The organism is Burkholderia sp. Bp8998, from assembly GCF_003854235.1.
Lineage (GTDB): Bacteria > Pseudomonadota > Gammaproteobacteria > Burkholderiales > Burkholderiaceae > Burkholderia.
The window spans coordinates 1-23,627 of the sequence record NZ_QTQF01000054.1 but is presented as its reverse complement, the minus strand read 5'-3'; the positions used below and the strand labels follow the sequence as shown (position 1 = coordinate 23,627).

The following is a 23,627-nucleotide window of genomic DNA, read 5'->3' as shown; positions in this document are numbered from 1 at the left end:
CAGGTGTGTGACGGTGCGCGACCGTCAGTGTCACTATGTGTGCGTCTGCGTCTGCGTCTGCGCCAACGTCAACGTCAACGCCAACGCCAACGTCAGACCGCGCGCTGCAACGCGGCGCGTCGTTCCCACAGCGCGGCCGCGACGAACGCGGCGACGCAGGCGACCAGCACGCCGATCAGCGCATTGCTCCCCAGCTGCTCCATCAACGCGCCCGCAACCAGCGGGCCGCCGAAGCTCGCGGCGCTCCACGATGCCGACACGAGCGAGCTCGCGGTAACGAGCGCCGCGCCCCGAAAGCGTTCGCCGCACGCGACGAGCGACAGCGTGTAGATGCTGCCGGCCGCCGCGCCGAGCACGAACAGCAGCGGCCAGCACAGCCACGGATTCGCGATCACGAACGGCAGGAGCGGCAGGCCCCCGAGCACGATCCACCCGGCGCCGAGGTGCACGCGTTCGCGGCCGAGCTTGTCCGCGAGCCAGCCGATCGGGAACTGCATCGCCGTGTCGCCGAACAGCATGATCGACGCCAGCAGTACGGCGGTCGCGCTCGCGACGCCGTGATCCATCGCGTAGAGCGGCAGCAGCGACAGCGCGAGCGTATCGAACAGCGCGAAGAAGCCAGTGCCGATGATCAGCGCGGGCATGCGCGGCAGCACGGCGAGCCAGCTGTCGTGTGCAGCGTGATGTGCGTCGTCGCCGGCGAGCGGCGCGCGCCGGATCGTCGCGAGCGTCGGCAGCGCGAGCAGGAACAGCGCGCCGCACAGCGCGAAGCGGATGCTCGTCGCGTCGGCGATCTGGCTGACGAGCACGGGGCCCGCCATCTGGAACAGCGTGAAATTGGTCGCGTAGATCGCGACCACGCGGCCGCGCGTCGAATCGTCGGCGAGCTGGTTGACCCATGCCTCGCCGATCGTGAACAGCAGCATCAGCGCCGCGCCGCACAGCACGCGCAGCACGCCCCACAGAATCAGGTTCGACGTGAACTGCATCAGCGCGGTGGCTGCCGCGAGCAGCACGACCGACACGACGATCGCGTGGCGTGCGCCGATGCGCCGCGCGAGCGCGGTGACGAACGGGACGACCGCGAGGCCGCCCAAGGCCTGCGCGGCCGTCAGCATGCCGACGACGTTGGTGCCGTGTCCGGCTTCGGTCAGTGCGAGCGCGGTGAGCGGCATCGTGGCGCCGGTACCGAGACCGACCACCGCGACGCTCAGGATCAGCGCGAGGAAATCACGATTGAGAATGGCTTTCATCGGCCGCGATGCTACACCGCGGAAGTTGAAAGGTCCATGAAGGCCGTCAGGATCACATGGGGTTGCGTGCGCAACGAACTCGGCGACGCGCGGCTGGCGTGCCGCGCATCAGACAGTCATACGTATCCGGTCGGCCCGCTCACCGGGCGGCGTTCGAGCGACGCCGACCACAGCGTCAGCGCGAGCGCCGCGACGGCCATCGCGGCCCCGACCCACGGCAGGTTCACGAGCGACACGCCGGAGCCGATCGCCATCCCGCCCAGCCACGCACCCGTCGCGTTGCCGAGGTTGAACGCGCCCTGGTTCAGCGTCGACGCGAGGTTCGGCGCATCGCTCGCGCGATCGACGATCAGGATCTGCAGCGGCGGCACGATCGCGAACGCGAGGATGCCCCACACGAAGATCGTCGCGAGCGTCGCGAACGGCAGGTGCATGGTGCCGGCGAACAGCGCGAGGACGATGCCGATCAGCGCGAGCGTCGCGATCAGCGACGGCATCCGGCGCCAGTCGGCGAGCTTGCCGCCGAGCGTGCCGCCGACGGTCAGGCCGAGGCCGAACAGCAGCAGCACGCAGGTGACCTGGTGCGGCGAGAAGCCCGTCACGTCCTCGAGGATCGGCGTGATGTACGTGAACACGCTGAACAGGCTTGCGGACGCGAGCACGCTGATGCCGAGCACCATCAGCACCTGCGGGTGCTTGAGCACGCTGAATTCGCGCGTGATGCTGGTGTCGGGCATCGCGAGATGCTTCGGCAGGCATGCCGCGAGCGCGGCGGCCGCCGCGATGCCGATGCCGGTGACGGCCCAGAACGTCGCGCGCCAGCCGTAGGCCTGGCCGAGCGCGGTGCCGAGCGGCACGCCGAGCACGTTCGCGAGCGTGAGGCCGGTGAACATCAGCGCGATCGCCTGCGCGCGGCGGTTCGGCGCGACGAGGTTGCTCGCGACCACCGAACCGATCCCGAAGAACGCACCGTGGCAGAACGCGGTGACGACCCGCGCGGCCATCAGCACCGCATAGCCGGGCGCGATCGCGCAGAACAGGTTGCCCGCGATGAACAGCCCGATCAGGCCCATCAGCGCGCGCTTGCGCGGCATCTTCGCGGTGACGATCGCGAGGATCGGCGCGCCGATCGTCACGCCGAGCGCGTAGCCCGACACGAGCATCCCGGCGGCCGGGATCGACACGCCGAGGTCGCGGGCGACGTTGGGCAGCAGCCCCATGATCACGAACTCGGTGGTACCGATTCCAAATGCGGCGACGGCAAGGGCGAAAAGAGGTAACGGCATCGCGGTGGGCTACGGAAAAGGCCGCGGCCCGAAGCCGGCGCGGGATGCGCGGGGCGGGCGGGGCGAGAAGACATCAGCCGCGATTCTACTTCAGTGAAAACCCCTATGCTCGGGGCGTAAACAGGTGTTGCCGGCACGCGACGCGGTGCCGGCGCAAGGTGCGCCATCGTGCGGGATTGCGCCGTATCCGGTGGCGCTGGCGTCGAGAAATATCGGGTCGGAGCGAACCCGGCGGCGCAGCCGTTCCGCGCGCGGTGCGTTCGGTCAGTGGTCGGGCAGGGCACCGGTGGGTGTCGCGTCGGCGCGGCCGTCCGGTGCGGCAACCTCGGGCGACGGCGACGATCCGGCGGTCGTGCCGGAGGATGCCGCGCCATCGGCGGCCTGCGTCGCCCGCGCGTCCCAGCCGTTTTCGAACAGGCACGCCTCGATCGGCATCCGCGCGGCCCAGCGCTCTTCCTCGAGCATCGGCTTGGCATAGAACGCGTCGACATGCCCGACGCACAGCACGGCGATCGGCTTCGCGCCGGCCGGCATGCCAAGCAGCGTGCGCAGCCCATCGACGTCGAACAGCGACACCCAGCCCATCCCGAGCCCTTCCGCGCGCGCGGCGAGCCACATGTTCTGGATCGCGCAGGCGGCGGACGCGAGATCCATCTCCGGCAGCGTGCGGCGGCCGAACACGTGGCGCTCGCGATCATCGGTCAGCGCGACGACCAGCAACTCGCCGCATTCGCGCACGCCTTCGACCTTCAGCCGCATGAACTCGTCCTGCCGCTCGCCGAGCGCGTCGGCGGTCGCGCGGCGCTCGGCCTCGACCAGCGCATGAATCGCGGTGCGCAGCGCGGGATCGGTGATGCGGATGAAGCGCCACGGCTGCATGAAGCCGACACTCGGCGCGTGGTGCGCGGCACGCAGCAACCGTGCGAGCGTGGCCGGATCGACGGGCGCCGGCGTGAAGTGGCGCATGTCGCGCCGTTCGAAGATGGCGCGGTAGACCGCGGCAATGGCGGAGTCGTCGAAACGCATGAGCGGCAGAAGCAGGGGGAGGTCGGCGCAACGATAGCAGACACCGCGCGTGCGGCGTTACATCAGTCGAAACAAAATGGCGAATCGTTGAAGGATCGCATGCGCCGAACGAGTGGCATGCCGTGGCTCAGCGACCCGACGTGACGACGTTGGTCGGCGTGCCGGCGTGCCACGCCTCGATGTTCAGCAGCGTCGTGTGCGCGATCTCGGCGAGCGCCTCGCGCGTAAAGAACGCCTGGTGCGACGTGACGATCACGTTCGGGAAGGTCAGCAGGCGCGCGAGCACGTCGTCCTGCAGCGGCAGGTCGGAGTGATCCTCGAAGAACAGGCCGCTTTCCTCCTCGTACACGTCGAGCCCGAGATGGCCGAGCTGGCCGCTCTTGAGCGCGTCGACCAGCGCCTGCGCGTCGACCAGGCCGCCGCGCCCGGTATTGATCAGCATCGCGCCGTGCTTCATCCGTGCGAGCGTCTGCGCGTTGATCAGATGGTGCGTCGACGGCAGCAGCGGGCAGTGCAGGCTGACGATGTCGGCTTGGTGCAGCAGCGCGTCGAGCTCGACGTAGCGCGCGCCGAACGCGATCAGCTCGTCGTCGTACGGCGGCATCGAGTGCGCGAGCACGTGCATGCCGAAGCCCATCATGATCTTCGCGAACACGCTGCCGATCAGGCCGGTGCCGATCACGCCGACGGTCTTGCCGTGCAGGTCGAAGCCGAGCAGGCCGTTCAGCGAGAAGTCGCCTTCACGCGTGCGTGCGACCGCGCGCGGCAGCCGGCGGTTGAGCGCGAGGATCAGCGCGACCGCGTGTTCGGCAACCGCATGCGGTGAATACGCGGGCACGCGCACGACCGCGATGCCGAGCCGCTCGGCGGCCGCCAGGTCGACGTGGTTGAAGCCGGCCGAGCGCAGCGCGATCAGGCGCGTGCCGCCGTCGGCAAGCCGTTCGAGCACGGCCGCGTCGACGGTGTCGTTGACGAACGGACAGACGACTTCATAGCCGTGCGCGAGGATCGCGGTTTCCGCGTCGAGGTGCGACGGCTGGAAGTGCAGCCGATAGCCGAATTGCCGGTTGGCGGCGGTAAACGATTCGTCGTCGTACTGCCGGCTGCTGAACAGGATCACGCGCACGCTGCACCTCCGATGGCTGTCGCGTGCAGTTTACTGCAGGCCCGTCTGTCGGCCCGTGACGATATCGACGCGCTCGGGCGTGCGCAGGAAGCCGTAGCCTGCCCGCTCGCGGGCCGCCTGCACGCCGAAATGCTCGAGTGCGTGCTCGACGAAGCTGCGCGTGCGGGCCGGCACGTACTGGCGGTTCGGGTAGACGAGCGACAACTGCGCGTCCGGGTCGTCGATCCGGTAGGCGGGCAACAGCCGCACGAGCGTGCCGGTGGCGAGCGCGTCGGCGACGCACGGCTCGGGCAGCACCGCGATGCCGGACCCGGCGACGGCCGCCGCCTGCACGAGCGCCAGCTGGTTGACCGTGCAGGTCGGGCGCACCGTGATCGAATGCGTGGCGCCGTCGTGGCCGACCAGCCGCCACGCGGGCGCATGCTGGTGCGGCGCGAGTGCGACCCAGTCGTGGCCCGGCAGGTCGTCGGGCGTGCGCGGCTCGCCGCGCCGTTCGAGATAGGCGGGCGCCGCGCACGCGACGAACGGGTTCGGCGCGAGGGCGTGGCCGATCAGCGTCGGGTTGCCATCGAGCCGGTTGCCGGTCACGATCCCGACGTCGTAACCCGAGTCAAGCACGTCGAGCGGCCCTTCGGCGACAGTGAGCTGCACACGCAGTTCGGGGTAACGGTGCCGGAAACTGCTGACGAGCGGCGTCAGCGCGGGCGGCGACAGCAGGCCCGACGCGACGACCCGCAGCGTGCCGGCCGGCTCGCGCACCGCATGTGCGACGGACGCCTCGAGATGATCGAATTCCTCGAGTAGCGCACGGCAGCCGTCGAGGTAGCGCAGGCCGGCCTCGGTCAGCGACAGGTTGCGCGTGGTGCGGTGGATCAGCCGCGTGTTCAGGTGAGACTCGAGCATCGCGATCGAACGCGTGACGAGCGCATTGGACACGCCTAGATGGTGCGCCGCGCGCCGGAAGCTCTGCTGCTCGGCGACGCAGACGAACACACGCATGGTCTGAATCTGGTTCATGGCTCGCGAATTTCTGGCCCGGTTGAGTGATTTTGGTGGTGATTTTTCGATGCGCGACCTGAAAAACCGTCGCGCGACACTCGGTTCTCGTTCGTATCGAAAAATCGGTTTTCGATTCTGCAGACGATTGTTCATTACGGAAGTGATATCCGTCAACCTGAGAAAAGGGGCGGGTTGCGTAAAATCGAAATCGCGGGTACCTATTTAACGGATCGGGGTCGCCGGTGTGCACCGGGGTTAGCCGGAAGTGTATTGAGGAAAACTGCCGCGTATTCGAATTTATTCAATGTAAATCAATGTGTTGTGCGTGATCGGGTGAAGCCGGGTGCGGTAATGGATGAAATCGGTCACCAATAGATGCTGCGGTAATGGATGTTTTTGTGCAGGTCCGGTTTTCGTGGGAGGATTCCAGTCGCGCGATTTTTAGCGTGATGGCCGGTATTTCGGTCGATGCGTGCGTCGTGCTGAACTCGGGCATCAAGATGCGCGTCCCAATATTGCTGCAGAAAATCACGGGCATCGAGCAGCCGTTGGAACCGTTCCGCATGCGGCCGGCAATGCCGCGGCAATACGAAACCCGGTCATGCGATGCAGGCGCGGCGGACTGGCCCGGTCCGGCGACCGGGCCAGCGTCACGCTGTCCGGCCGCGCGCGCCTCTTGCGCGCGGGCGCGGAACGCGGAATGATCGATCAGTTCGCCGTGCCGTGCGGCGAACGACGTCCGAGCGTTTTCCTCCTTCCTCGTTTACCTGCCATGTCCATCGATCATTCGCCGATTCCCTGTCCCGTCGTCGTGCCGCTCGACGCGATCCTGCCCGAAGAACCGCTGCTGATGATGGGGGCCGGCCCGGTCCCGATCCCGGCCGCCGTCGCGAAGGCGAACACGATCGTGATCAACCACCTCGGCGCGACGATGGCGAAGATCATCGAGCAGGTGAAGGAGATGGCGCGCTACGTGTTCCAGACCCGCACGAAGTGGGTGCTCGGTGTCGCCGGCCCCGGTTCCGCCGCGATGGAAATGGCGATCTCGAACCTTGCGTGGCGCGGCACGCGCGTGCTCTCGATCCGCAACGGCTTCTTCAGTGCGCGGATGGCCGAGATGGCCACGCGCGTCGGTGCCGACGTCGCGACGCTCGAAGTGGCCGACCGCTCGGTCGCGAGCCTCGACGAGATCGCGGACGCGATCGCACGCGAGCGGCCCGAGATCGTCACGATCGTGCAGGGCGAGACGTCGAACACCGTGTGGAACCGCGACCTGCGCGACATCGCGGCGCTCGCGAAGGCGGCCGGCGCGCTGGTCGTCGTCGACGCGGTGTGCACGCTGTCGACGATGCCGCTCGAGATGGACGCGTGGGGCATCGACGCGGTGATCACCGGCGGCCAGAAGGGGCTGTCGTCGATCCCCGGCGTGTCGCTGATCGCATTCTCCGACGCCGCGTGGGAGCGGATGAAGCAGCGTCCGGAACCGAACGCGCACTGGTGCCTCGACATGGCGCTCGCGGAGAACTTCTGGCACAACGCGGGCTATCACTACACGGCACCGGTGTCGGGCGTGCTCGCGCTGCACGAGGCGCTGCGGCTCGTCTGCGCGGAGACGCTCGAAAGCCGCTTCGCGCGGCATCTGCGCTGCTCGCTCGCGCTGCAGGCGGGCGTCGAGGCGATGGGCCTCGCGCTCTATGCGCCGAAGGACTGCCGGCTCAATTCGGTGGTCGGGATCGAGACACCCGAAGGGCTGACGCCCGGGATGGTGTGCGGCCATATCTCGAAGCAGTATCAGGTCGAGATCTCGGGCTCGTTCGGGCTGCCGATCGTGCGGATCGGCCAGATGGGCGAACAGTGCCGCGAACACAACCTGTTCCGCACGCTGCATGCATTCGGCCGCACGATGGTCGATCTGAAGGTGCCGGTCGACCTGCCTGCCGGCGTGGCCGCGCTCGAGCAGGAACTGTCGCAGCGGGGCGCGTAAGCGGGGAGACGGTCGTGCCGGGGGTGCGGGGCGCAGCCGGCCGTTGAACGACGCGCGCGGCGCTCAGCCGCCCTGCATCGCGCGCCGGTACGCGTTCGGCGTCGTGCCGTGCGCATCGCGAAAGCGATGGCTGAAGTGGCCGGGGTTCGCGTAGCCGCATTCGGCCGCGACCTGCGCGAGCGGCAGCGCCGTCGTGCGCAGCAGCAGGCGCGCCCGTGCGAGCCGCTGCTCGGCCACCCACGCGTGCGGCGCGCGGCCGAACGACAGCCGGAACATCCGCGAGAAGTGGTATTCGGACAGTGCGGCGACGTCCGCCAGTTCGCCGAGCGTCAGCGGCTGCGACAGGTAGCTGTCGATGTAGTCGCGCACGCGGCGGCGCACGGCCGGCGCGAGCCCGCCGCGGAACGGCACGTCGGTGCGCGTCGTGCTCTGGCCGCGCAGCAGCAGGCTCAGCACGTCGTGCGCGGCCTCGTTCACGCGCAGCCGCCCGTCGGCATCGTCCCAGCGCTCCAGCGCAAGCGAACGGAACTGCGCCGCGACGCGCGCATCCTCGAAATAGGTGCGGTCGGCGAGCTTCAGCTCGCGCGGCTCGCGGTCGAGTTCGCGGATCGCGCGCTGCGTGAAGTGCTCGGGCAGGAAGTACAGGTGGATGAAGTGCATCTCGCCGCGCACCCACCAGCGCGATTCATGGTCGCCCGGCAGCGCGCACAGCAGGCTCGGCGCGCCGTAGCGCGGCACGCGTTCGCGCTCCGTCCGGTAGCCGCCGTCGAGATAGCACGACAGCGTATGGTGGCCGGGCTGTTCGTAGATCGTCTCGCTTTCGTCGGTGATGCGTGTCCATTCGGCGATCGCGAGATGGTCGCCCAGCCACGTGAAGCGCTCGAGCGTCGCGTTCGCCTCGGCGAGCGTGCGGCACACCGACTGCAGGCCGAACGGCATCGCACCGCCGGCCAGCGCGGCGGCGTGATCGACGGGTGGGGCGTACAGGGACGAACTCATGGTGCGACGAGTATAAGCGCGTGCGCGGCGCGCCGTGCGGTCGCCCGAAAAAGACAGCAATTCCGGACAATCCGCGCGGGCGGGGCGGCGGCATAGTCGGCGTCCGATTCACTCGTTTCGCTTCGTTGCCGCCATGAACCTGTCGCTTTATTTCGTCACCGTGCTGATCTGGGGCACCACCTGGATCGCGATCAAATGGCAGCTCGGCGCCGTGCCGCCACCCGTGTCGATCGCGTGGCGCTTCTGGCTCGCGGCCGCCGTGCTGTTCGCGCTGCTGCGCGTGATGCGCCGGCCGGTGCGTCCGCCGCGTGAAGCGTGGCGCTACCTCGTCGCGCAGGGCGTCGCGCTGTTCTGCCTGAATTTCCTGTGCTTCTACTACTCGGAGCAGGTCGTGCCGAGCGGCCTCGTCGCGGTGATCTTCTCGACGGCACCGCTGCTGAATTCGATCAACGGCCGGCTGTTCATGGGTCGCCCGCTGCGGCCGTCCGCGATCGCCGGCGCGCTGCTCGGGCTGACCGGCATCGCCTGCCTGTTCTGGCAGCAGATGGCCGGCCACCTCGACGATCACGCGACCTGGACGGGCCTCGCGATCGCGTTCGCGGGCACGATGTGCTTCTCGGCCGGCAACCTGCTGTCGAGCCGGATGCAGTCGATGGGGCTGCATCCGCTCGTGACCAACGGCTGGGCGATGCTGATCGGTGCGGCGATCCTGACGGTCGGCAGCGCGGTGGCCGGGCTGCCGTTCATGATCGACCCGAGCCCGCGCTATCTCGGCGCGCTCGTCTACCTGGCCGTGCCGGGCTCGGTGATCGGGTTCACGGCCTACCTGACCCTCGTCGGCCGGATCGGGCCGGAGCGCGCCGCGTACTGCACGGTGCTGTTCCCGATCGTCGCGCTGGCCGTGTCGACGATCTTCGAGGGCTACCAGTGGTCGCCGCTCGCGGTGATCGGGCTGCTGCTCGTGCTGGCCGGCAATCTCGTCGCATTCGACCTGACGCGCCGGTTGTTTCTGCGCACGGCGTGATCGGCGCGGCCGTCGTGACGGCCGCCGGAAACAAAAAACGCCCGCGCGATGCGGGCGTTTTCCTTTGGACGCCAGGCGGTTCGGCGAACAGCTCGCTCAAGCCGCCGCGCTGCTCCCCGCGACCCGCGCCTGCCGCTGGTACAGCACCATCGACAGCGCGACGCCCGCCGCCGCGGCCGCCGCCGCGAACAGGAACACCTGCGGATAGCCGAACGCGCCGGCCACATAGCCGGCGAGCGGGCCCGTGATGCCGAGTGACAGGTCGAGAAACACCGAATACGCGGACAGCGCCGCGCCGCGGCTCGCCGGCGGCACGAGCGCGACGGCCTCGACGCCGAGCGCCGGGAAGATCAGCGCGAAGCCGAAGCCGGTCAGCGCGGCGCCGACGAGTGCGACGTGCGGCACGGGCGCGAGCCACAGCAGCACGAGGCCCGAACATTCGAACGCGAACGACACGATCGCGACGCGGAAGCCGCCGTAGGTCTTGATCGTGTTCGCGAACAGCAGGCGCGCGCCGATGAACAGCGTGCCGAACACGGTCAGCGACAGCGCCGCGTTCGGCCAGTGGCGCGCCGCGTAGTACAGCGTGACGAAGGTAGCGATCGAACCGAAGCCGGCCGAGCCGAGCGCGAGGCCGAGGCCGTGCGGCAGCACGCGCGTGAACACGCTCGCATACGACATCCGTTCGCCGTGCACGAGCGGCACGGAAGCGATCAGGCGTGCGAGGTAGAAGCCGATCGCGGCGAGCGCGATCACGATCACGCCGATCAGCGCCGGATTCAGCGTATGCGCGATCGCGACGCCGACGGGCGCACCGAGCGCGAGCGCGCCGTAGGTCGCGATGCCGTTCCACGAGATCACCTTCGCGTTGTGCGCGACGCCGACCCGTCCGATGCCCCACAGGATCGCACCGGTGCCGCACAGACTTTCGCCGACGCCGAGCACGAGCCGGCTCGCGACCAGCAGCACGAGGCTCGCGACCGGCCAGTGGGCCAGCAGCAGCGCGACGAGCAGCAGTACGCCCGACACGCCGCAGCCGATCAGGCCGCGCAACACCGTCTGCTTCGGCCCGAGCGTATCGGCAAAGCGCCCGGCGAGCGGGCGCGAGGCGAGCGTCGCGAAATACTGGACGCTGATCGCGCCGCCCGCGACGATCGCGGAGAAGCCGAGGTCGTCGTGGACGAAGCCCGGCAGCACGGCGAGCGGCAGGCCGATGGTCAGGTAGCAGATGAACGTGAAGCAGACGACGGACACGATCTGCAGCGTGACGGCAAACCCGCTGCGCGGCGGTGTGGCGGAATCGGATGACATGGGGTCGGATCGAATGGGCGAAACGGAACGGAAGGCGGCGAAAAACGGAATCGGGATTTTCCCATGGAACCGGTTTTCACGCAGGTACCATTTAGTTAATCGCGACCCGTTTTCGGCGCTGAAGAATCGCTGACGGATCGGTGCGTGCGGGCCTGGAACCCCGGCGGGGCAGGGCGCGCCATGCCTTCCGGGCGGCCCCGGCGCTCATATCGCGGCAGCTATATGGGCCCCATGCGTGATGGGCTATGGGTTGCGGAATTTGATGGTGATAGCGTGCAAACTGTCAGAGAAACGTCGGTCGAGCGCCCCGCGCAGGCCGCCTTGCCCCCACTTGAAGAACCATAGAGACATGAGTGAGCCGATCCGCTTCTACCATCGTCACGCGGTCCGCGAAGTCAGCGGCGCGGACGTCACCCGCACCGTGCTGCAGTACCTGCGCGAGGATGCGCACTGCACCGGCACCAAGGAAGGCTGCGCGGAAGGCGACTGCGGCGCGTGCACGGTCGTCGTCGGCGAACTGACCGACGCCGGCGCGGTCGAGTTCAAGGCCGTCAACGCGTGCATCCAGTTCCTGCCGACGCTCGACGGCAAGGCGCTGTTGACGGTGGAAGACCTGCGCCAGCCGGACGGTTCGCTGCATCCGGTGCAGCAGGCGATGGTCGACTGCCACGGCTCGCAATGCGGGTTCTGCACGCCCGGCTTCGTGATGTCGATGTGGGCGCTGTACGAGAAGCACGGCCACGAGGCCAGCGGCGGCGCATGCGCGAAGGTGAAGGATGTGCCGACGCGCACCGAGATCGCCGATGCGCTCACCGGCAACCTGTGCCGCTGCACCGGCTACCGGCCAATCGTCGATGCGGCCGTGCAGATGTTCGATGCGACCGGCGAAGGTGCGTCGGCACCGGTCGACACGGCAGTGCTGGCCCGCACGCTCGCGTCGCTCAAGCGCGACGACACGTTCGACTACACGACGCTCGACGGCGCGCGCTTCGCGGCGCCGCGCACGCTCGACGCGCTGGCCGCGCTGAAGGTCGAGCGCCCGGACGCGCGGCTCCTCGCCGGCAGTACCGACATGGGCCTGTGGGTCACCAAGCAGATGCGCCGTCTCGACGACCTGATCTACGTCGGCCAGATCGCCGAACTGCAGCACGTCGTGCACGGCGACGACTGGATCGAGATCGGCGCGGGCGTGACGGTCGAGAACGGGTATGCGGCACTCGCCGGCACGTATCCGGAACTGACCGAAATGTGGAAGCGCTTCGCGTCGCTGCCGATCCGCAACGCGGGGACGATCGGCGGCAACGTCGCGAACGGCTCGCCGATCGGCGACTCGATGCCGGGCCTGATGGCGCTCGGTGCGCGCGTCGTGCTGCGCGGCGGCGACACGGTACGCGAACTGCCGCTCGAGGCGCTCTACACCGGCTATCAGCAAAAGGACATGGCGCCGCACGAATTCGTCGTCGGCCTGAAGGTGCCGACCCGCACCGGCGCGCGCGCGAAGCTGCAGTTCCGCACCTACAAGTTGTCGAAGCGGTTCGACTCCGACATTTCGGCGGTGTGTGCGGCGTTCGCGTTCATCGCGGACGGCGAACTGATCCGCGAGCCGCGCATCGCGTTCGGTGGGATGGCCGCGACGCCGAAGCGCGCGACGCATACGGAGAGCCTGCTCGACGGCGCGCACTGGCACGAAGCGACCGCGCAGGCCGCGATGCAGGCGCTCGAGCGCGACTACCAGCCGCTCACCGACATGCGTGCGACGAGCGCGTATCGCCTCGATACCGCGAAGAACCTGATGTACCGATTCTGGCTGGAGACGCGCCCGCACGATCCGCTGCCGCCGCAAGCGCTGAACGTGCGTGAAGTGGCCGCCGAAGCCGGCGCCGACGTTGCCGATGCGTCGGCGCGCGTCTGAAGACGGAGAACACCGAACATGAACCAGCAAGCAGAACCGTTCCTGAACACCCTCGACCCGCAGGCCGACGCGGCTCAGGTGCACGTGTCGCGCGCACACGAATCGGCCCACCTGCACGTGAGCGGGCGCGCGACCTACACCGACGACATCCCGCTCGTCGCGGGCACGCTGCACGCGGCGCTCGGGTTGTCCACGAAGCCGCATGCGAAGATCGTGTCGATGAACTTCGACGCGGTGCGCGCGACGCCCGGCGTGGTCGCCGTGTTCACGGCCGACGATATTCCCGGCGTCAACGATTGCGGCCCGATCATCCACGACGATCCGGTGCTCGCCAAGGGCATCGTGCAGTTCGTCGGCCAGCCGATGTTCATCGTCGTCGCGACGTCGCATGAAATCGCGCGGCTTGCCGCGCGCCGCGCGCAGGTCGACTACGAGGAGCTGCCCGCGATCCTGACCGCGCAGGACGCGCGCAAGGCCGAAACCTACGTGATCCCGCCGCTGAAGCTCGCGCGCGGCGACGCGGCCGCGCGGCTGGCCGCCGCGCCACATCGCGAGTCGGGCGAGATGTTGCTCGGCGGCCAGGAGCAGTTCTACCTGGAAGGGCAGATCGCGTACGCGGTGCCGAAGGACGACGACGGCATGCACGTGTACTGTTCGACGCAGCACCCGAGCGAAATGCAGCATCTCGTCGCGCACGTGCTCGGCGTCGCGTCGCACAACGTGCTGGTCGAATGCCGCCGGATGGGCGGCGGGTTCGGCGGCAAGGAATCGCAGTCGGGTCTGTTCGCATGCTGCGCGGCGCTCGCCGCGTGGAAGCTGCTGTGCCCGGTGAAGCTGCGTCCGGATCGCGACGACGACATGATGATCACCGGCAAGCGGCACGACTTCCATTACCGCTTCGACGTCGGCTACGACGACGACGGCCGCCTCGATGGCGTCGCGCTCGACATGACGTCGCGCTGCGGCTTCTCGGCGGACCTGTCGGGCCCGGTGATGACGCGCGCGGTGTGCCACTTCGACAACGCGTACTGGCTCGCCGACGTCGACATCGCCGGCTACTGCGGCAAGACCAACACGCAGTCGAACACCGCGTTCCGCGGCTTCGGCGGCCCGCAGGGTGCGTTCGCGATCGAGTACATCCTCGACGACGTCGCGCGCGCACTCGGCCGCGATCCGCTCGACGTGCGCTACGCGAACCTGTACGGCAAGACCGAGCGCAACGTGACGCCTTACGGGCAGACGGTCGAGGACAACGTGCTGCAGGAACTGCTCGGCGAACTCGAGACGACGAGCGACTACCGTGTGCGGCGCGCGGGCGTGCGCGAATTCAACGCACGCAACACGGTGCTGAAGAAGGGCATCGCGCTCACGCCGGTGAAGTTCGGCATCGCGTTCAACGTCACGCACTTCAACCAGGCCGGCGCGCTGGTGCACATCTACACCGACGGCTCGGTGCTCGTGAACCACGGCGGCACGGAAATGGGACAGGGGCTCAACACGAAGGTCGCGCAGGTCGTCGCGCACGAGCTCGGCATCCGCTTCGGCCGGATCCGCGTGACGGCGACCGACACGAGCAAGGTCGCGAACACGTCCGCGACGGCCGCGTCGACGGGCTCCGACCTGAACGGCAAGGCCGCGCAGGATGCGGCGCGCCAGCTGCGCGACCGCCTCGCGGTATTCGCGGCGAAGCAGTTCGGCGACGGCAAGGTCGATGCGGCCGACGTGAAGTTCGGCAACGACTTCGTGTGGATCGGCGGCGCGAGCGTGCCGTTCGGCGAAGTGATTGCGAAGGCGTACCTCGCGCGCGTGCAGTTGTGGTCCGACGGTTTCTACGCGACGCCGAAGCTGCACTGGGATCAGTCGAAGCTGCAGGGCCGGCCGTTCTACTACTACTCGTACGGCGCGGCGGTGTCGGAAGTCGTGATCGACACGCTGACGGGCGAGATGCGCACGCTGCGCGTCGACGCGCTGCACGACGTGGGCGCATCGCTGAACCCGGCGATCGACATCGGCCAGGTCGAAGGCGCGTTCATCCAGGGGATGGGCTGGCTCACGACCGAGGAGCTGTGGTGGAACGCGGGCGGCAAGCTGATGACGCACGCGCCGTCCACGTACAAGATTCCGACGGTGAACGACACGCCGCCCGAGTTCAACGTGCGGCTGTTCCAGAACCGCAACGTGGAAGACAGCATCCACCGGTCGAAGGCCGTCGGCGAGCCGCCGCTGCTGCTGCCGTTCTCGGTGTTCTTCGCGGTGCGCGACGCGATTGCCGCGGTCGGCGACTACCGGGTGAATCCGCCGCTCGACGCGCCGGCCACCGGCGAGTCGATCCTGCGCGCGGTACGTGCGGTGCGTGCGGCGAGCGCCGCGCGGGCAGGCTGAGATGAAGACGGCCCCGACGCTCACTGCGTTCGCCGCCCCCCGCGGGGGCGGTCAGCCTCCTTGGGGCGGCCCGGCGGAGACTGACATGAACGAGCCCGCTCACGAGCCCGCACGTTCGCCGCGTGCCGCGTCGCATGCGCCCGTCGCCGGGTGCGACGGCGCGTGCGGCACCACGCCCGCGCAGACGTTCGCGCCAGGCACCGGGCAGCGTAACCGCGTGACCGTCGCGCCGCCGCCGATGCACATCGTGCTGTTCGGCGCGGGGCACGTCGGTCACGCACTCGTCACGTTGCTCGGCGCATTGCCGTGTGTCGTGCAGTGGGTCGATACGCGCGACGAGCTGTTCCCGGACGAATGTCCGCCGAACGTGCAGCCGGAGCCGACCGATATACCCGAGGCCGTCGTCGACGCGGCGCCGCCCGGTGCGTACTTCCTCGTGATGACGCACAACCACGCGCTCGACTTCTCGCTCGCCGCGCAGATCATGCGGCGGCGCGACTTCGCGTACTTCGGGATGATCGGTTCGCGCACCAAGCGCGTGAAGTTCGAGCGCCGGCTCGCCGCACGCGGCGTCGATCCGGCGCGGCTCACCGAGATGGTGTGTCCGATCGGCGTCGCGGGCATCGTCGACAAGGCGCCCGGCGCGATCGCGGTGGCCGTCTGCGCGGAACTGCTGCAGGCCCGCTCGGGCATGCCGGTGGCCAATGCGAAGGCGGCCGCGGCGGGACGCGTGCGCGATGACGTGAGCTGCGCGCGCTGACGACGCGCAGCCGATACACGCGGCGCACTTCGGCGCGTTTTTGCCTACACTGCACGGATCGCGCGGCATCGGGCCGCGCGTCCTTTCGTGCAGGCACCATGTCCGATCATCAGGTCTATCTCGACGCGCTCGATGCGAGCCTCGTCGTCATCGAGCGCTGGCTGTCCGGCACCGATACTTCACCCGCGGCGCTCGATGCGCTGCTTGCACCTTTCTCTGCCGAATTCACGATGATCATGACCGACGGGCGCGCGTTCGACCGCGATGGCACGCGCGCGTTGTTCGCGGCGCTCGGCGGCGCGAAGCCGGGGCTGCGCATCGCACTGTCGGACGTTCGCGTGCTCTTGGCCGACGCGTCGCATGCGGTGCTCACCTATCTCGAAGCGCAGCGGGCGGCGTCGGGCGAACTGCCCGCGCGTCGCGCGACCGCCGTGTTCGCGCGCGATGCGGCAGGCGTCGTGCGCTGGACCCATCTGCAGGAAACCTTCTGCACGGCCTGAGCGGCCACGCCGCATGATCCCGCGCGGGCCATCCCGTGCCGGTTCGGCGCCGGTTCAGCGCTTGCGGCCGCGTGCGGCCGTCAGCTCGTCGGACACGCTCTGCATCAGCGCGCACAGCCACGCGATGTCGGTCGGGCGATCGGGGTGCGGGTGCGTGAGCAGGTAGCTCTTGATGCGCGGGAACGGCACGGGCGGCGTGACGACGACGAGCGGCAGCAGCTGCGCATAGTGTGTCGCGAAGCGGCGCGTCGTCGTGAAGATCAGGTCCGACTGCAGCAGCACCTGCGGCACGATCCCGAAGTACGGCAGCGTCGTCACGATCCGCCGCGTGAGGCGGGCGCGGGCCAGGCCGATCTCGATCGCGTTGCGCTTGTCGCCGGTGTACGGCGTCGGCGCGACGTGCGCGGCCGACGCGTATGCTTCGCGCGTGAGCGGTTCACGGGCGAGCGGATGCGCGTCGCGCATCAGGCACACGATCGTGTCGGAGAACAGGTCCTGGCGTGCGAACTGCGGGTCGGGCTTCGGCCAGTTGCCGATCACGAGATCGAGTGCGCCCGATTCGAGTGCCTCCGCGTGATCGAGCGCGGGATTCAGCGAGTCGATTTCCAGATGCGCATGCGGCGCCGCGTCGCGAAAGCGCTCGATCAGCGTCGGCATGAAGAAATCGTTCAGGTAGTCGGGCGCGGCGACGCGGAACGTGCGTCGCGCGGACGCCGGGTCGAAGTCGCCGTGCGGCGTCGCGATGAAGTCGACCTCGCGCAGCGCGCGCGACGCCGCGCCGAGCAGCGACGCGCCGTACTCGGTCGGTACCATCCCGGACTTGCCGCGCACGAGAATCGGGTCGTTCAGCGTCTCGCGCAGCTTGCGCAGCGCGGTGCTGATCGCGGGCTGGGTCTGGTTCAGCCGCAGCGCTGCCTGCGTGACGCTGCGCTCGAGCAGCAGCGTGCGCAATACGCGCACGAGCCAGATATCGAGCGAGGCAGTACGGTCGTCGTCTTCCATCGGGGCGGGGTGATTCAGGCGAAGCGTAACCTTACCGCAGCCGCGCGTTCGCGTGCGTGATACCGGCCATCACACGCGCCCCTTCGGCAGCATGCTGATCCGCTTGACCTCGTGCGACTCGAGCCAGTTCGGCGTGCGCGCGCAGTACAGCAGCATCGGCAGCGCGTCCTCGCCCCAGAACAGCTGCTGGTTCAGCCAGAAGGTCGGTACGCCGAACACGCCGAGCGCGATCGCGTCGTCGGTGTTGCGGCGCAACTGTGCGCTCGTTTCCTCGAATTCGATCAGCTCGTCGCCGTGCCCGACGCCGACGCGCTCGCACAGCGCCGCGAACCCGTCCGGCGTCGACGGATCGTTGCCGTCGTGCCAGATGAAGCGGAACATTTCCAGCACGGTCGCGATGTCGGCGCGCAGCGCGATCGCGAGGCGCAGCACCTTGTCGGAGTCGAACGGATGCGCGGGCGGCATCTTGAAGCGGATGCCGAGCTGTTCGGCGCGAAACAGCGCGTGACGGTACGTGAACACGCGCTTGGCCGGCACGTCGGCGCTCGAGCGCTGTCCCCAATGGCGCTGCAGGTCGGGCAGCGACACGGCGACGGGTTCGAACGGCACGTCCGGCCACTTGTCGTGCTGTTCGAGCAGCAGGTAGGAGAACGGCGACACGAAGTCGAAGAACCAGGCGGGTTGGGCAGTGTCGAGGCCGGTTGTCATGACGATCTCCAGAGGGTGGGGCGTGCGTGCCTGGGCGGCGGCCTTCATGTTACGCGGCGGTGCGCGGATGCAGTAATGATCGCGGATCGGCCGCTCAGCCGGAACCGGGAGTCGCCCGGGGGGGCTCGCCGGCCGGTGGCGCCGCCGCGCCGCCGCGCGCCGCCGCGAGGCCGCCGGCGCCGGCTGTGCCCGACGCGGCGTCGTGGTCGTGCGCGGTGAGCCGCTCGCGCACGAAGCCGATGTGCTCGCGCAGCACGTAGAACTGCCCCGCATACGCGAGCGGCATCTTCATCCGGTTCACGGCTTCCTCGATGTCGTCGAGTTCGTCGAGCAGCTGGACGCGCTCCTCGGCCGTATGCTCGCCGAGCGCGCGGCGCTCGAGCGCAATCAGCGCGCCGTACCACCGGTAGATGCGCGAACGCACGCGCCAGCCGTACAGCGACGGTACCAGCCGCAGCCCGGGGATCAGCACGACGATCAGCGGCACCACGACGACGAGCAGCCGGTCGACAAGACTCGCGACCCAGAACGGCAGCCGCCGGTACAGGAAAGTCTTGCCGGACTTGTAATAGCGCCCCGCGTCGTCGGACAGCGGGAAGCCGCGCGTGACGGCCGACGGGAATTCACCCGCGTGCTGCAGGATCGTCGCGTGGCCATGCACTTCGCGTGCGGCCTCGATCAGCAGGTCGGACAGCGCGGGGTGCAGCGTATCGCGCGCGACCAGCTCGATCGTGGGCGCGACCGTATGGATGTCGGCGGGCGGCAGGTTGCGGCCGAGATCGTAGACACCCATCGGCAGCGTGATCGCGGTCAGGTACGGAAAGCGCCGCGCGTAGGCCTCGGCTTGGGTAAACGAGTACACGTGCACGCCGGGCGCGCGGAACAGCTTCGCCATCACCGGGATCTGCGTCGAGTCGCCGGACAGGAACGCAGCGTCGATCTTGCCGTCGAGCAGCGCGGTCGCGGCGTCCTCGCCGGCCGTCGGCAGCAGCTCGGTGGAGCCGCCCGGCACGATGCCGTTCATCTTCAGCAGCGCCAGGCTCAATTCGCGCGCGCCGCTGCCCTCCGCGCCGAGCGCGAGCCGCTTGCCCTTGAAGTCGGACAGGCGCGCGGCCACCGGCCCGCGGTACATGATCGCGAGCGGCACGTAACCGATGCTGCCGAGCGATACCAGGTGCTCGTCGCGCTCCTTCGGGCCGATGCCGCTCTGCACGAAGCCGACGTCGACCGGCGCGTTCGGGTTCGACAACCGCGCGAGGTTCTGCGCGGATCCTTCGGATGACTGGACGTCGAGCGTGACGCCGTTCTTCGCGAGGATCGCCTTGTATTTCTGCGCGGCGTTCCAGTAGGTGCTGCCGGGCGGGCCGGACGAAATCACGAGCATGGACGGCGGTGCCGGCTGGATCAGCCTGACCGCGAGCCAGACCGCCGCGACGGCGAGCAGCACGGTGGGGCCGATCGACAGCGCGAGGTCGCGCCACGACACCGCGACGAAGCGGGCGAGGATGCGGCGGGGCGGGCGGGGGCGGGCTGGCTTCATGGAGTCGGCGGATGACACGGGCGTGACGCATCGATGACGGCCGTCGCGGACGAGGCACGCGATGCACGTTCTGGCGGCGATGGTACCCGGTTTCGTCAGGCGTGCGCGAGTCTGATGCCATGGCGCGGCGGCGGACAGGGACGAGCGCGCGGCCGGGCGGCGGTCGGCCGCACGTCAAAAGCTTTGCGCTTCGGCGAGCGCTGGATTACATTGTGCGACGCAGCCGCGCCCGATTCGCGCGCGACCCGGCACGCAATGAGACCGGGCGCGTCCGGCCGGCGGCTGTCCGGCCCGGCCGGCCCGCATTCGCGCGCGCCGGCCGCCGGCCCGTGTCGCCTCTCTCGCATCGCCGTGGAAATCATCGGCCGTCCCGCCCGTTCGCGCGCGGGCCGGCTGCCTTTGGGGGTATCCGGCCGTACTGTGCACGGCCGTTCCGTAGTTACAAGGAGATAGCATGAAGTCGATCGTGTTGAGAGCGTTGGGTGTTGCGGCCGTGGCGGCCTGTTTGTCGGGCAGCGTATACGCGCAGTCGAGCGATGCGGCGGCAACCGAGGCGCCGGCCGCGGCGGCGAGCTCGCCGAAGGCCGCGGCCAAGGCCGCGAAGAAGGCGAGCCGCAAGCTCGGCTACGCGGTGCGCAAGGCGATTACGAAGGCTGGCGGCGTCGACGTGGCGAACCTCGTCGTGCGTTCGAAGGGCGGGGCGATCACGCTGGAGGGCACGGTGCCCGACCAGGCACAGATCGACAAGGCGGAAGAGGCAGCGAAGGGCGTGAGTGGCGTGACGTCGGTCACGAACAAGCTGACGATCCAGCAGCAATGATGCCGGGCGGCGGCGCGCCAGCGCCGCGCGCCCGCTGCCAGGGGGGCCCCGGCGAGCCGGGGCCCGTTTGCGCTTTGGAATGCTCCCTGACCTGCCGCTTTGCGCCAGGCCCCCGAGGGGGTATCCCCCAACCGGACTTCCTTCGGGGCGGAAAACCGTGGGCGGCCCGGCGTTTTCTTGACAGGCCGCGCGCCGCGCACGACGCAGCGGCGGACCGATAACGATATCGAGAGGGCGGCAATGACGACGCACGGGTGGGGCAGTCGGATTCTTTGGGGCGCGGCGCTGGTCGCGATCACGGTGCTCGGCGCCTGCAACGGTGACGATTCGGGCGAGCGCAACCGGCTGCCCGGCTTCGTGTCCGGCAGCGTGCGCACTACCGCCTACGACGGCTCGAGCGACGACCTGCTGACGGCTGGTCTCGGCAAGACGGGCCTTGCCACCGCCACCGCGCCCGGGTTCGCGAATCCGTCCCGGCCGACGAGCGCCGAACTGCGCCGGGTCGCGATCTGGTCGAACTACCGCGCGCTCGTCGACATGAGCGCCAACGGCGGCTACGGCCGCTTCTGGGGGCCGAACGTCGACCTCGACGGCAACGACACGCTCGGCGAAGGCAAGATTCCCGGCACCGAATATCTCGCGTATTCCGACGACGGCAGCGGCCGCAAGAACGTGACGCTGCTCGTGCAGGTGCCCGCGAGCTTCGATCCGGCGCAGCCATGCATCGTCACCGCGACGTCGTCCGGTTCGCGCGGCGTGTATGGCGCGATTTCGGCGGCCGGCGAGTGGGGCCTCAAACGCGGCTGCGCGGTCGCATACAACGACAAGGGCGGCGGCAACGGCGCCCACGAGCTCGGCTCCGACACGATCACGCTGATCGACGGCACGCTCGCCGACGCGGTGCTCGCCGGCAATGCCAGTCTCTTCACCGCCAACGTGACGAGCGGCGACCTGGCCGCGTTCAACAGCCGCTTCCCGAACCGCTATGCGTTCAAGCACGCGCATTCGCAGCAGAATCCCGAGCAGGACTGGGGGCGCGCGACCCTGCAGTCGGTCGAATTCGCCTATTGGGCGCTCAACCAGCAGTTCGGACCGCTGCTCGACAGCTCGAATCACGGCGTGCGCTACCACCCGGGCGACATCACGACGATCGCCGCGTCCGTCAGCAACGGCGGCGGTGCGGCGCTCGCGGCGGCCGAGCAGGACACGCGCCGCTGGATCACCGCGGTCGTGGTCGGCGAGCCGCAGGTCAACGTGCGGATGGCGCCGAATGTGGTCGTGCGCGAGGGCGGCCAGCCGGTGCCGTCGTTCGGCCGGCCGCTGGCCGACTACGCGACGCTCGCGAACCTGCTGGAGCCGTGCGCGGCCGCATCGGCGTCGCTCGCGGGCGCGCCGTACCTGAGCGCGCTGCCGGCCGCCACCACGCAGTCGATCCGCACGCAGCGCTGCGCGACGCTCGCCGCGGCGGGGCTCGTGTCGGGGGCCGATACGCAGAGCCAGGCGGCCGACGCGCTCGCGCAACTGCATGCGGCCGGCTATCTCGCCGATTCCGACCTGCTGCAGGCGCCGATGTGGGATTCGCAGGCGATTCCGGCGATCGCGGTCACCTATGCGAACGCGTATACGCGCTCGCGCGTGACCGACAACCTGTGCAATTTCAGCTTCGCGACGACCAATGCGGCGACGGGCGCGGTCGCGTCGCCCGCCACGTCGCCGATGCCGGCCGTGTTCGGCCTCGGCAATGGCGTGCCGCCGACGGCAGGCGTCAATCTCGTGTTCAACACCGGCGCGGGTGTCGACCACCGGCTCGCGACGCCCGACGCGAGTTTCGCGGGCGCGCTGTGCCTGCGCCAGCTGTGGACCAACGGGACGCTCGACATGCCGGCGAACGTCGACGCGGTGCGCGTGAATGCGAACCTGCAGGGCAAGCCCGCGATCATCGTGCAGGGCCGCAGCGACGCGCTCGTGCCCGTGAATCACGCGTCGCGCGCGTACGCCGCGCAGAACAGCATCAGCGAAGGCGGCCGCAGCCAGCTTGCGTTCTACGAGGTGACGAACGGGCAGCACTTCGATGCGTTCCTGCCCGTCGCGGGCTTCGACACGCGCTTCGTGCCGGTCCACTACTACAACCTGCAGGCGCTGAACCTGATGTGGCGGCACCTGAAGAGCGGCGCCGCGCTGCCGCCGTCGCAGGTGGTCCGCACGGTGCCGCGTGGCGGCACGCCGGGCGCCGCGCCGGCGCTGACGAGCGCGAGCCTGCCGCCGATCTCGGCGTCCCCCGGCGCGAACGCGATCACGACGGGCGCCGGTGCGATCGACGTGCCGCTCTGACCGCGCCCGCCGCGCCGCGATACGGAAGCCGGACTGTCGTCCGGCTTTTTTCTTTTCAGCGTCTGGAATCGGTCCCGCATTGGCCTTCATTGGAATGTCGCGCGCTGTAACAAATTATTACTTTACGGCGGAAAACCCTGAAACTATTATGCGCCGATATTTTCACTTAATTTAATAAATTCCTGTAAAGACAATATTCCTTTCCATATAGTTAATCGATCCTTTCGATTTTATTAAGTTGGCTCGAATTGCGATTGGTCGCCGTTTCGCGATTGATCGGCATTTCGCCGAAGGGGATTGTTCGTCTGTTCGAAGCGAAGGCGCCTTGTCCGGCGGTCTTTGCGGGGGTTGATTTTGCTTGTCGTTTTCAGCGCATGCGGATGGGGGCTGAATTCGCATTGCCGTGCATTATCGAATCGTCGTTCGCAATGGAATTGATTCCATTGTGCGGTTGCGGAATATGGGTGGGGTAAATCGTGCCGGTCGATATTTGTCGATCCGGTAAAAAACTCGGGGTGCATCGCAAAACGAATGCGCTCCCGGTGCGGAGCGCCGGCGCAAATGATCCTTTGCGACCGGCGGTATTTAGTCGGCCTTGAACAATTCGCAAAGGCTTGTGCAGCAAGGCTCGATAGCTGAAACGGTGTTGTGAGATTTGCAAGGC

At 68.7% G+C, this 23,627-nt stretch carries 19 protein-coding genes and 1 pseudogene; 9 read left to right on the top strand and 11 right to left on the bottom strand.

Annotation, left to right across the window (positions count from 1 at the left end; translation table 11 throughout):
* Window positions 1–92 precede the first annotated feature (92 nt).
* From DIE06_RS33810 to DIE06_RS33790, 5 genes are all read right to left on the bottom strand, one after another.
* Window positions 93–1,253 carry an MFS transporter gene (locus tag DIE06_RS33810; protein WP_124665134.1) on the bottom strand — a complete coding sequence of 387 codons (1,161 nt, stop codon included), beginning with the start codon at window positions 1,251–1,253 and terminating at the stop codon, window positions 93–95.
* Window positions 1,254–1,369: 116 nt separating this feature from the next.
* Window positions 1,370–2,539, bottom strand: coding sequence for an MFS transporter (locus DIE06_RS33805; protein ID WP_124665133.1), 1,170 nt, complete (start codon window positions 2,537–2,539; stop codon window positions 1,370–1,372).
* 264 nt (window positions 2,540–2,803) lie between these two features.
* Window positions 2,804–3,565, bottom strand: coding sequence for a 5,6-dimethylbenzimidazole synthase (gene bluB / locus DIE06_RS33800; RefSeq protein WP_124665132.1), 762 nt, complete (start codon window positions 3,563–3,565; stop codon window positions 2,804–2,806).
* A gap of 127 nt (window positions 3,566–3,692) precedes the next feature.
* Entirely contained in the window at window positions 3,693–4,691 is a 999-nt protein-coding gene (locus tag DIE06_RS33795) for a 2-hydroxyacid dehydrogenase (RefSeq protein ID WP_124665131.1), read from the bottom strand.
* Window positions 4,692–4,721: 30 nt separating this feature from the next.
* Entirely contained in the window at window positions 4,722–5,708 is a 987-nt protein-coding gene (locus tag DIE06_RS33790) for a LysR family transcriptional regulator (RefSeq protein ID WP_124665130.1), read from the bottom strand.
* 368 nt (window positions 5,709–6,076) lie between these two features.
* Here DIE06_RS33790 and DIE06_RS33785 point away from each other — a divergent pair, with 368 nt between their 5' ends.
* Both DIE06_RS33785 and DIE06_RS33780 read left to right on the top strand, forming a co-directional pair.
* Window positions 6,077–6,394 carry a hypothetical protein gene (locus DIE06_RS33785; protein ID WP_124665129.1) on the top strand — a complete coding sequence of 106 codons (318 nt, stop codon included), beginning with the start codon at window positions 6,077–6,079 and terminating at the stop codon, window positions 6,392–6,394.
* Between the two features lie 68 nt (window positions 6,395–6,462).
* Window positions 6,463–7,674 (top strand): alanine--glyoxylate aminotransferase family protein, encoded by a 1,212-nt coding sequence (locus DIE06_RS33780; RefSeq protein ID WP_124614330.1) that lies wholly within the window; start codon window positions 6,463–6,465, stop codon window positions 7,672–7,674.
* 63 nt (window positions 7,675–7,737) lie between these two features.
* Here the strand turns inward: DIE06_RS33780 and DIE06_RS33775 are convergent, their stop codons facing one another.
* On the bottom strand, window positions 7,738–8,673 hold the full coding sequence (locus DIE06_RS33775) for an AraC family transcriptional regulator (protein WP_124665128.1): 936 nt from the start codon (window positions 8,671–8,673) through the stop codon (window positions 7,738–7,740).
* A gap of 133 nt (window positions 8,674–8,806) precedes the next feature.
* On the opposite strand from DIE06_RS33775, the gene DIE06_RS33770 reads away from it, so the two are divergent.
* Window positions 8,807–9,697: a DMT family transporter gene (locus DIE06_RS33770; RefSeq protein WP_124665127.1), complete on the top strand. Its 891-nt coding sequence runs from the start codon at window positions 8,807–8,809 to the stop codon at window positions 9,695–9,697.
* A 96-nt stretch (window positions 9,698–9,793) separates the two neighbouring features.
* Here the strand turns inward: DIE06_RS33770 and DIE06_RS33765 are convergent, their stop codons facing one another.
* A complete protein-coding gene (locus tag DIE06_RS33765) occupies window positions 9,794–11,008 on the bottom strand; it encodes an MFS transporter (protein ID WP_124665126.1) in 1,215 nt (404 codons plus the stop codon).
* A 349-nt stretch (window positions 11,009–11,357) separates the two neighbouring features.
* Between DIE06_RS33765 and xdhA the strand changes: the two genes are divergently transcribed.
* From xdhA to DIE06_RS33745, 4 genes are all read left to right on the top strand, one after another.
* Window positions 11,358–12,920 (top strand): xanthine dehydrogenase small subunit, encoded by a 1,563-nt coding sequence (gene xdhA / locus DIE06_RS33760; protein WP_124665125.1) that lies wholly within the window; start codon window positions 11,358–11,360, stop codon window positions 12,918–12,920.
* Between the two features lie 18 nt (window positions 12,921–12,938).
* Window positions 12,939–15,302 carry a xanthine dehydrogenase molybdopterin binding subunit gene (xdhB, locus tag DIE06_RS33755; protein WP_124665124.1) on the top strand — a complete coding sequence of 788 codons (2,364 nt, stop codon included), beginning with the start codon at window positions 12,939–12,941 and terminating at the stop codon, window positions 15,300–15,302.
* Between the two features lie 85 nt (window positions 15,303–15,387).
* Window positions 15,388–16,062: a xanthine dehydrogenase accessory protein XdhC gene (gene xdhC, locus DIE06_RS33750; RefSeq protein WP_124665123.1), complete on the top strand. Its 675-nt coding sequence runs from the start codon at window positions 15,388–15,390 to the stop codon at window positions 16,060–16,062.
* A gap of 98 nt (window positions 16,063–16,160) precedes the next feature.
* Window positions 16,161–16,562, top strand: a complete 402-nt coding sequence (locus tag DIE06_RS33745) for a polyketide cyclase (RefSeq protein WP_124665122.1) — start codon at window positions 16,161–16,163, stop codon at window positions 16,560–16,562.
* A gap of 54 nt (window positions 16,563–16,616) precedes the next feature.
* Here the strand turns inward: DIE06_RS33745 and DIE06_RS33740 are convergent, their stop codons facing one another.
* From DIE06_RS33740 to DIE06_RS33730, 3 genes are all read right to left on the bottom strand, one after another.
* Entirely contained in the window at window positions 16,617–17,564 is a 948-nt protein-coding gene (locus tag DIE06_RS33740; protein ID WP_124665121.1) for a LysR family transcriptional regulator, read from the bottom strand.
* Between the two features lie 69 nt (window positions 17,565–17,633).
* On the bottom strand, window positions 17,634–18,272 hold the full coding sequence (locus DIE06_RS33735; RefSeq protein ID WP_124665120.1) for a 2-hydroxychromene-2-carboxylate isomerase: 639 nt from the start codon (window positions 18,270–18,272) through the stop codon (window positions 17,634–17,636).
* Between the two features lie 94 nt (window positions 18,273–18,366).
* Window positions 18,367–19,812 (bottom strand): TAXI family TRAP transporter solute-binding subunit, encoded by a 1,446-nt coding sequence (locus DIE06_RS33730; RefSeq protein WP_124665119.1) that lies wholly within the window; start codon window positions 19,810–19,812, stop codon window positions 18,367–18,369.
* A 454-nt stretch (window positions 19,813–20,266) separates the two neighbouring features.
* Here DIE06_RS33730 and DIE06_RS33725 point away from each other — a divergent pair, with 454 nt between their 5' ends.
* Together DIE06_RS33725 and DIE06_RS33720 are read left to right on the top strand one after the other, a co-directional pair.
* The gene (locus DIE06_RS33725) at window positions 20,267–20,632 is read left to right on the top strand and encodes a BON domain-containing protein (protein WP_124665118.1); all 366 of its coding nucleotides are present in this window, start codon (window positions 20,267–20,269) and stop codon (window positions 20,630–20,632) included.
* A gap of 240 nt (window positions 20,633–20,872) precedes the next feature.
* Window positions 20,873–22,963, top strand: a complete 2,091-nt coding sequence (locus tag DIE06_RS33720; protein ID WP_124665117.1) for a D-(-)-3-hydroxybutyrate oligomer hydrolase — start codon at window positions 20,873–20,875, stop codon at window positions 22,961–22,963.
* Between the two features lie 367 nt (window positions 22,964–23,330).
* Here DIE06_RS33720 and DIE06_RS39280 read toward each other — a convergent pair.
* Window positions 23,331–23,627, bottom strand: a pseudogene (locus DIE06_RS39280) (hypothetical protein); the annotation flags it as partial.

Excerpts from the sequence above, each read along its gene's own strand:
- DIE06_RS33810 (WP_124665134.1), bottom strand. The coding sequence starts at position 1,253 with ATGAAAGCCATTCTCAATCGTGATTTCCTCGCGCTGATCCTGAGCGTC.
- DIE06_RS33805 (WP_124665133.1), bottom strand. The coding sequence starts at position 2,539 with ATGCCGTTACCTCTTTTCGCCCTTGCCGTCGCCGCATTTGGAATCGGT.
- bluB (WP_124665132.1), bottom strand. The coding sequence starts at position 3,565 with ATGCGTTTCGACGACTCCGCCATTGCCGCGGTCTACCGCGCCATCTTC.
- DIE06_RS33790 (WP_124665130.1), bottom strand. The coding sequence starts at position 5,708 with ATGAACCAGATTCAGACCATGCGTGTGTTCGTCTGCGTCGCCGAGCAG.
- DIE06_RS33785 (WP_124665129.1), top strand. The coding sequence starts at position 6,077 with ATGGATGTTTTTGTGCAGGTCCGGTTTTCGTGGGAGGATTCCAGTCGC.
- DIE06_RS33780 (WP_124614330.1), top strand. The coding sequence starts at position 6,463 with ATGTCCATCGATCATTCGCCGATTCCCTGTCCCGTCGTCGTGCCGCTC.
- DIE06_RS33775 (WP_124665128.1), bottom strand. The coding sequence starts at position 8,673 with ATGAGTTCGTCCCTGTACGCCCCACCCGTCGATCACGCCGCCGCGCTG.
- DIE06_RS33770 (WP_124665127.1), top strand. The coding sequence starts at position 8,807 with ATGAACCTGTCGCTTTATTTCGTCACCGTGCTGATCTGGGGCACCACC.
- DIE06_RS33765 (WP_124665126.1), bottom strand. The coding sequence starts at position 11,008 with ATGTCATCCGATTCCGCCACACCGCCGCGCAGCGGGTTTGCCGTCACG.
- xdhA (WP_124665125.1), top strand. The coding sequence starts at position 11,358 with ATGAGTGAGCCGATCCGCTTCTACCATCGTCACGCGGTCCGCGAAGTC.
- xdhB (WP_124665124.1), top strand. The coding sequence starts at position 12,939 with ATGAACCAGCAAGCAGAACCGTTCCTGAACACCCTCGACCCGCAGGCC.
- xdhC (WP_124665123.1), top strand. The coding sequence starts at position 15,388 with ATGAACGAGCCCGCTCACGAGCCCGCACGTTCGCCGCGTGCCGCGTCG.
- DIE06_RS33745 (WP_124665122.1), top strand. The coding sequence starts at position 16,161 with ATGTCCGATCATCAGGTCTATCTCGACGCGCTCGATGCGAGCCTCGTC.
- DIE06_RS33740 (WP_124665121.1), bottom strand. The coding sequence starts at position 17,564 with ATGGAAGACGACGACCGTACTGCCTCGCTCGATATCTGGCTCGTGCGC.
- DIE06_RS33735 (WP_124665120.1), bottom strand. The coding sequence starts at position 18,272 with ATGACAACCGGCCTCGACACTGCCCAACCCGCCTGGTTCTTCGACTTC.
- DIE06_RS33730 (WP_124665119.1), bottom strand. The coding sequence starts at position 19,812 with ATGAAGCCAGCCCGCCCCCGCCCGCCCCGCCGCATCCTCGCCCGCTTC.
- DIE06_RS33725 (WP_124665118.1), top strand. The coding sequence starts at position 20,267 with ATGAAGTCGATCGTGTTGAGAGCGTTGGGTGTTGCGGCCGTGGCGGCC.
- DIE06_RS33720 (WP_124665117.1), top strand. The coding sequence starts at position 20,873 with ATGACGACGCACGGGTGGGGCAGTCGGATTCTTTGGGGCGCGGCGCTG.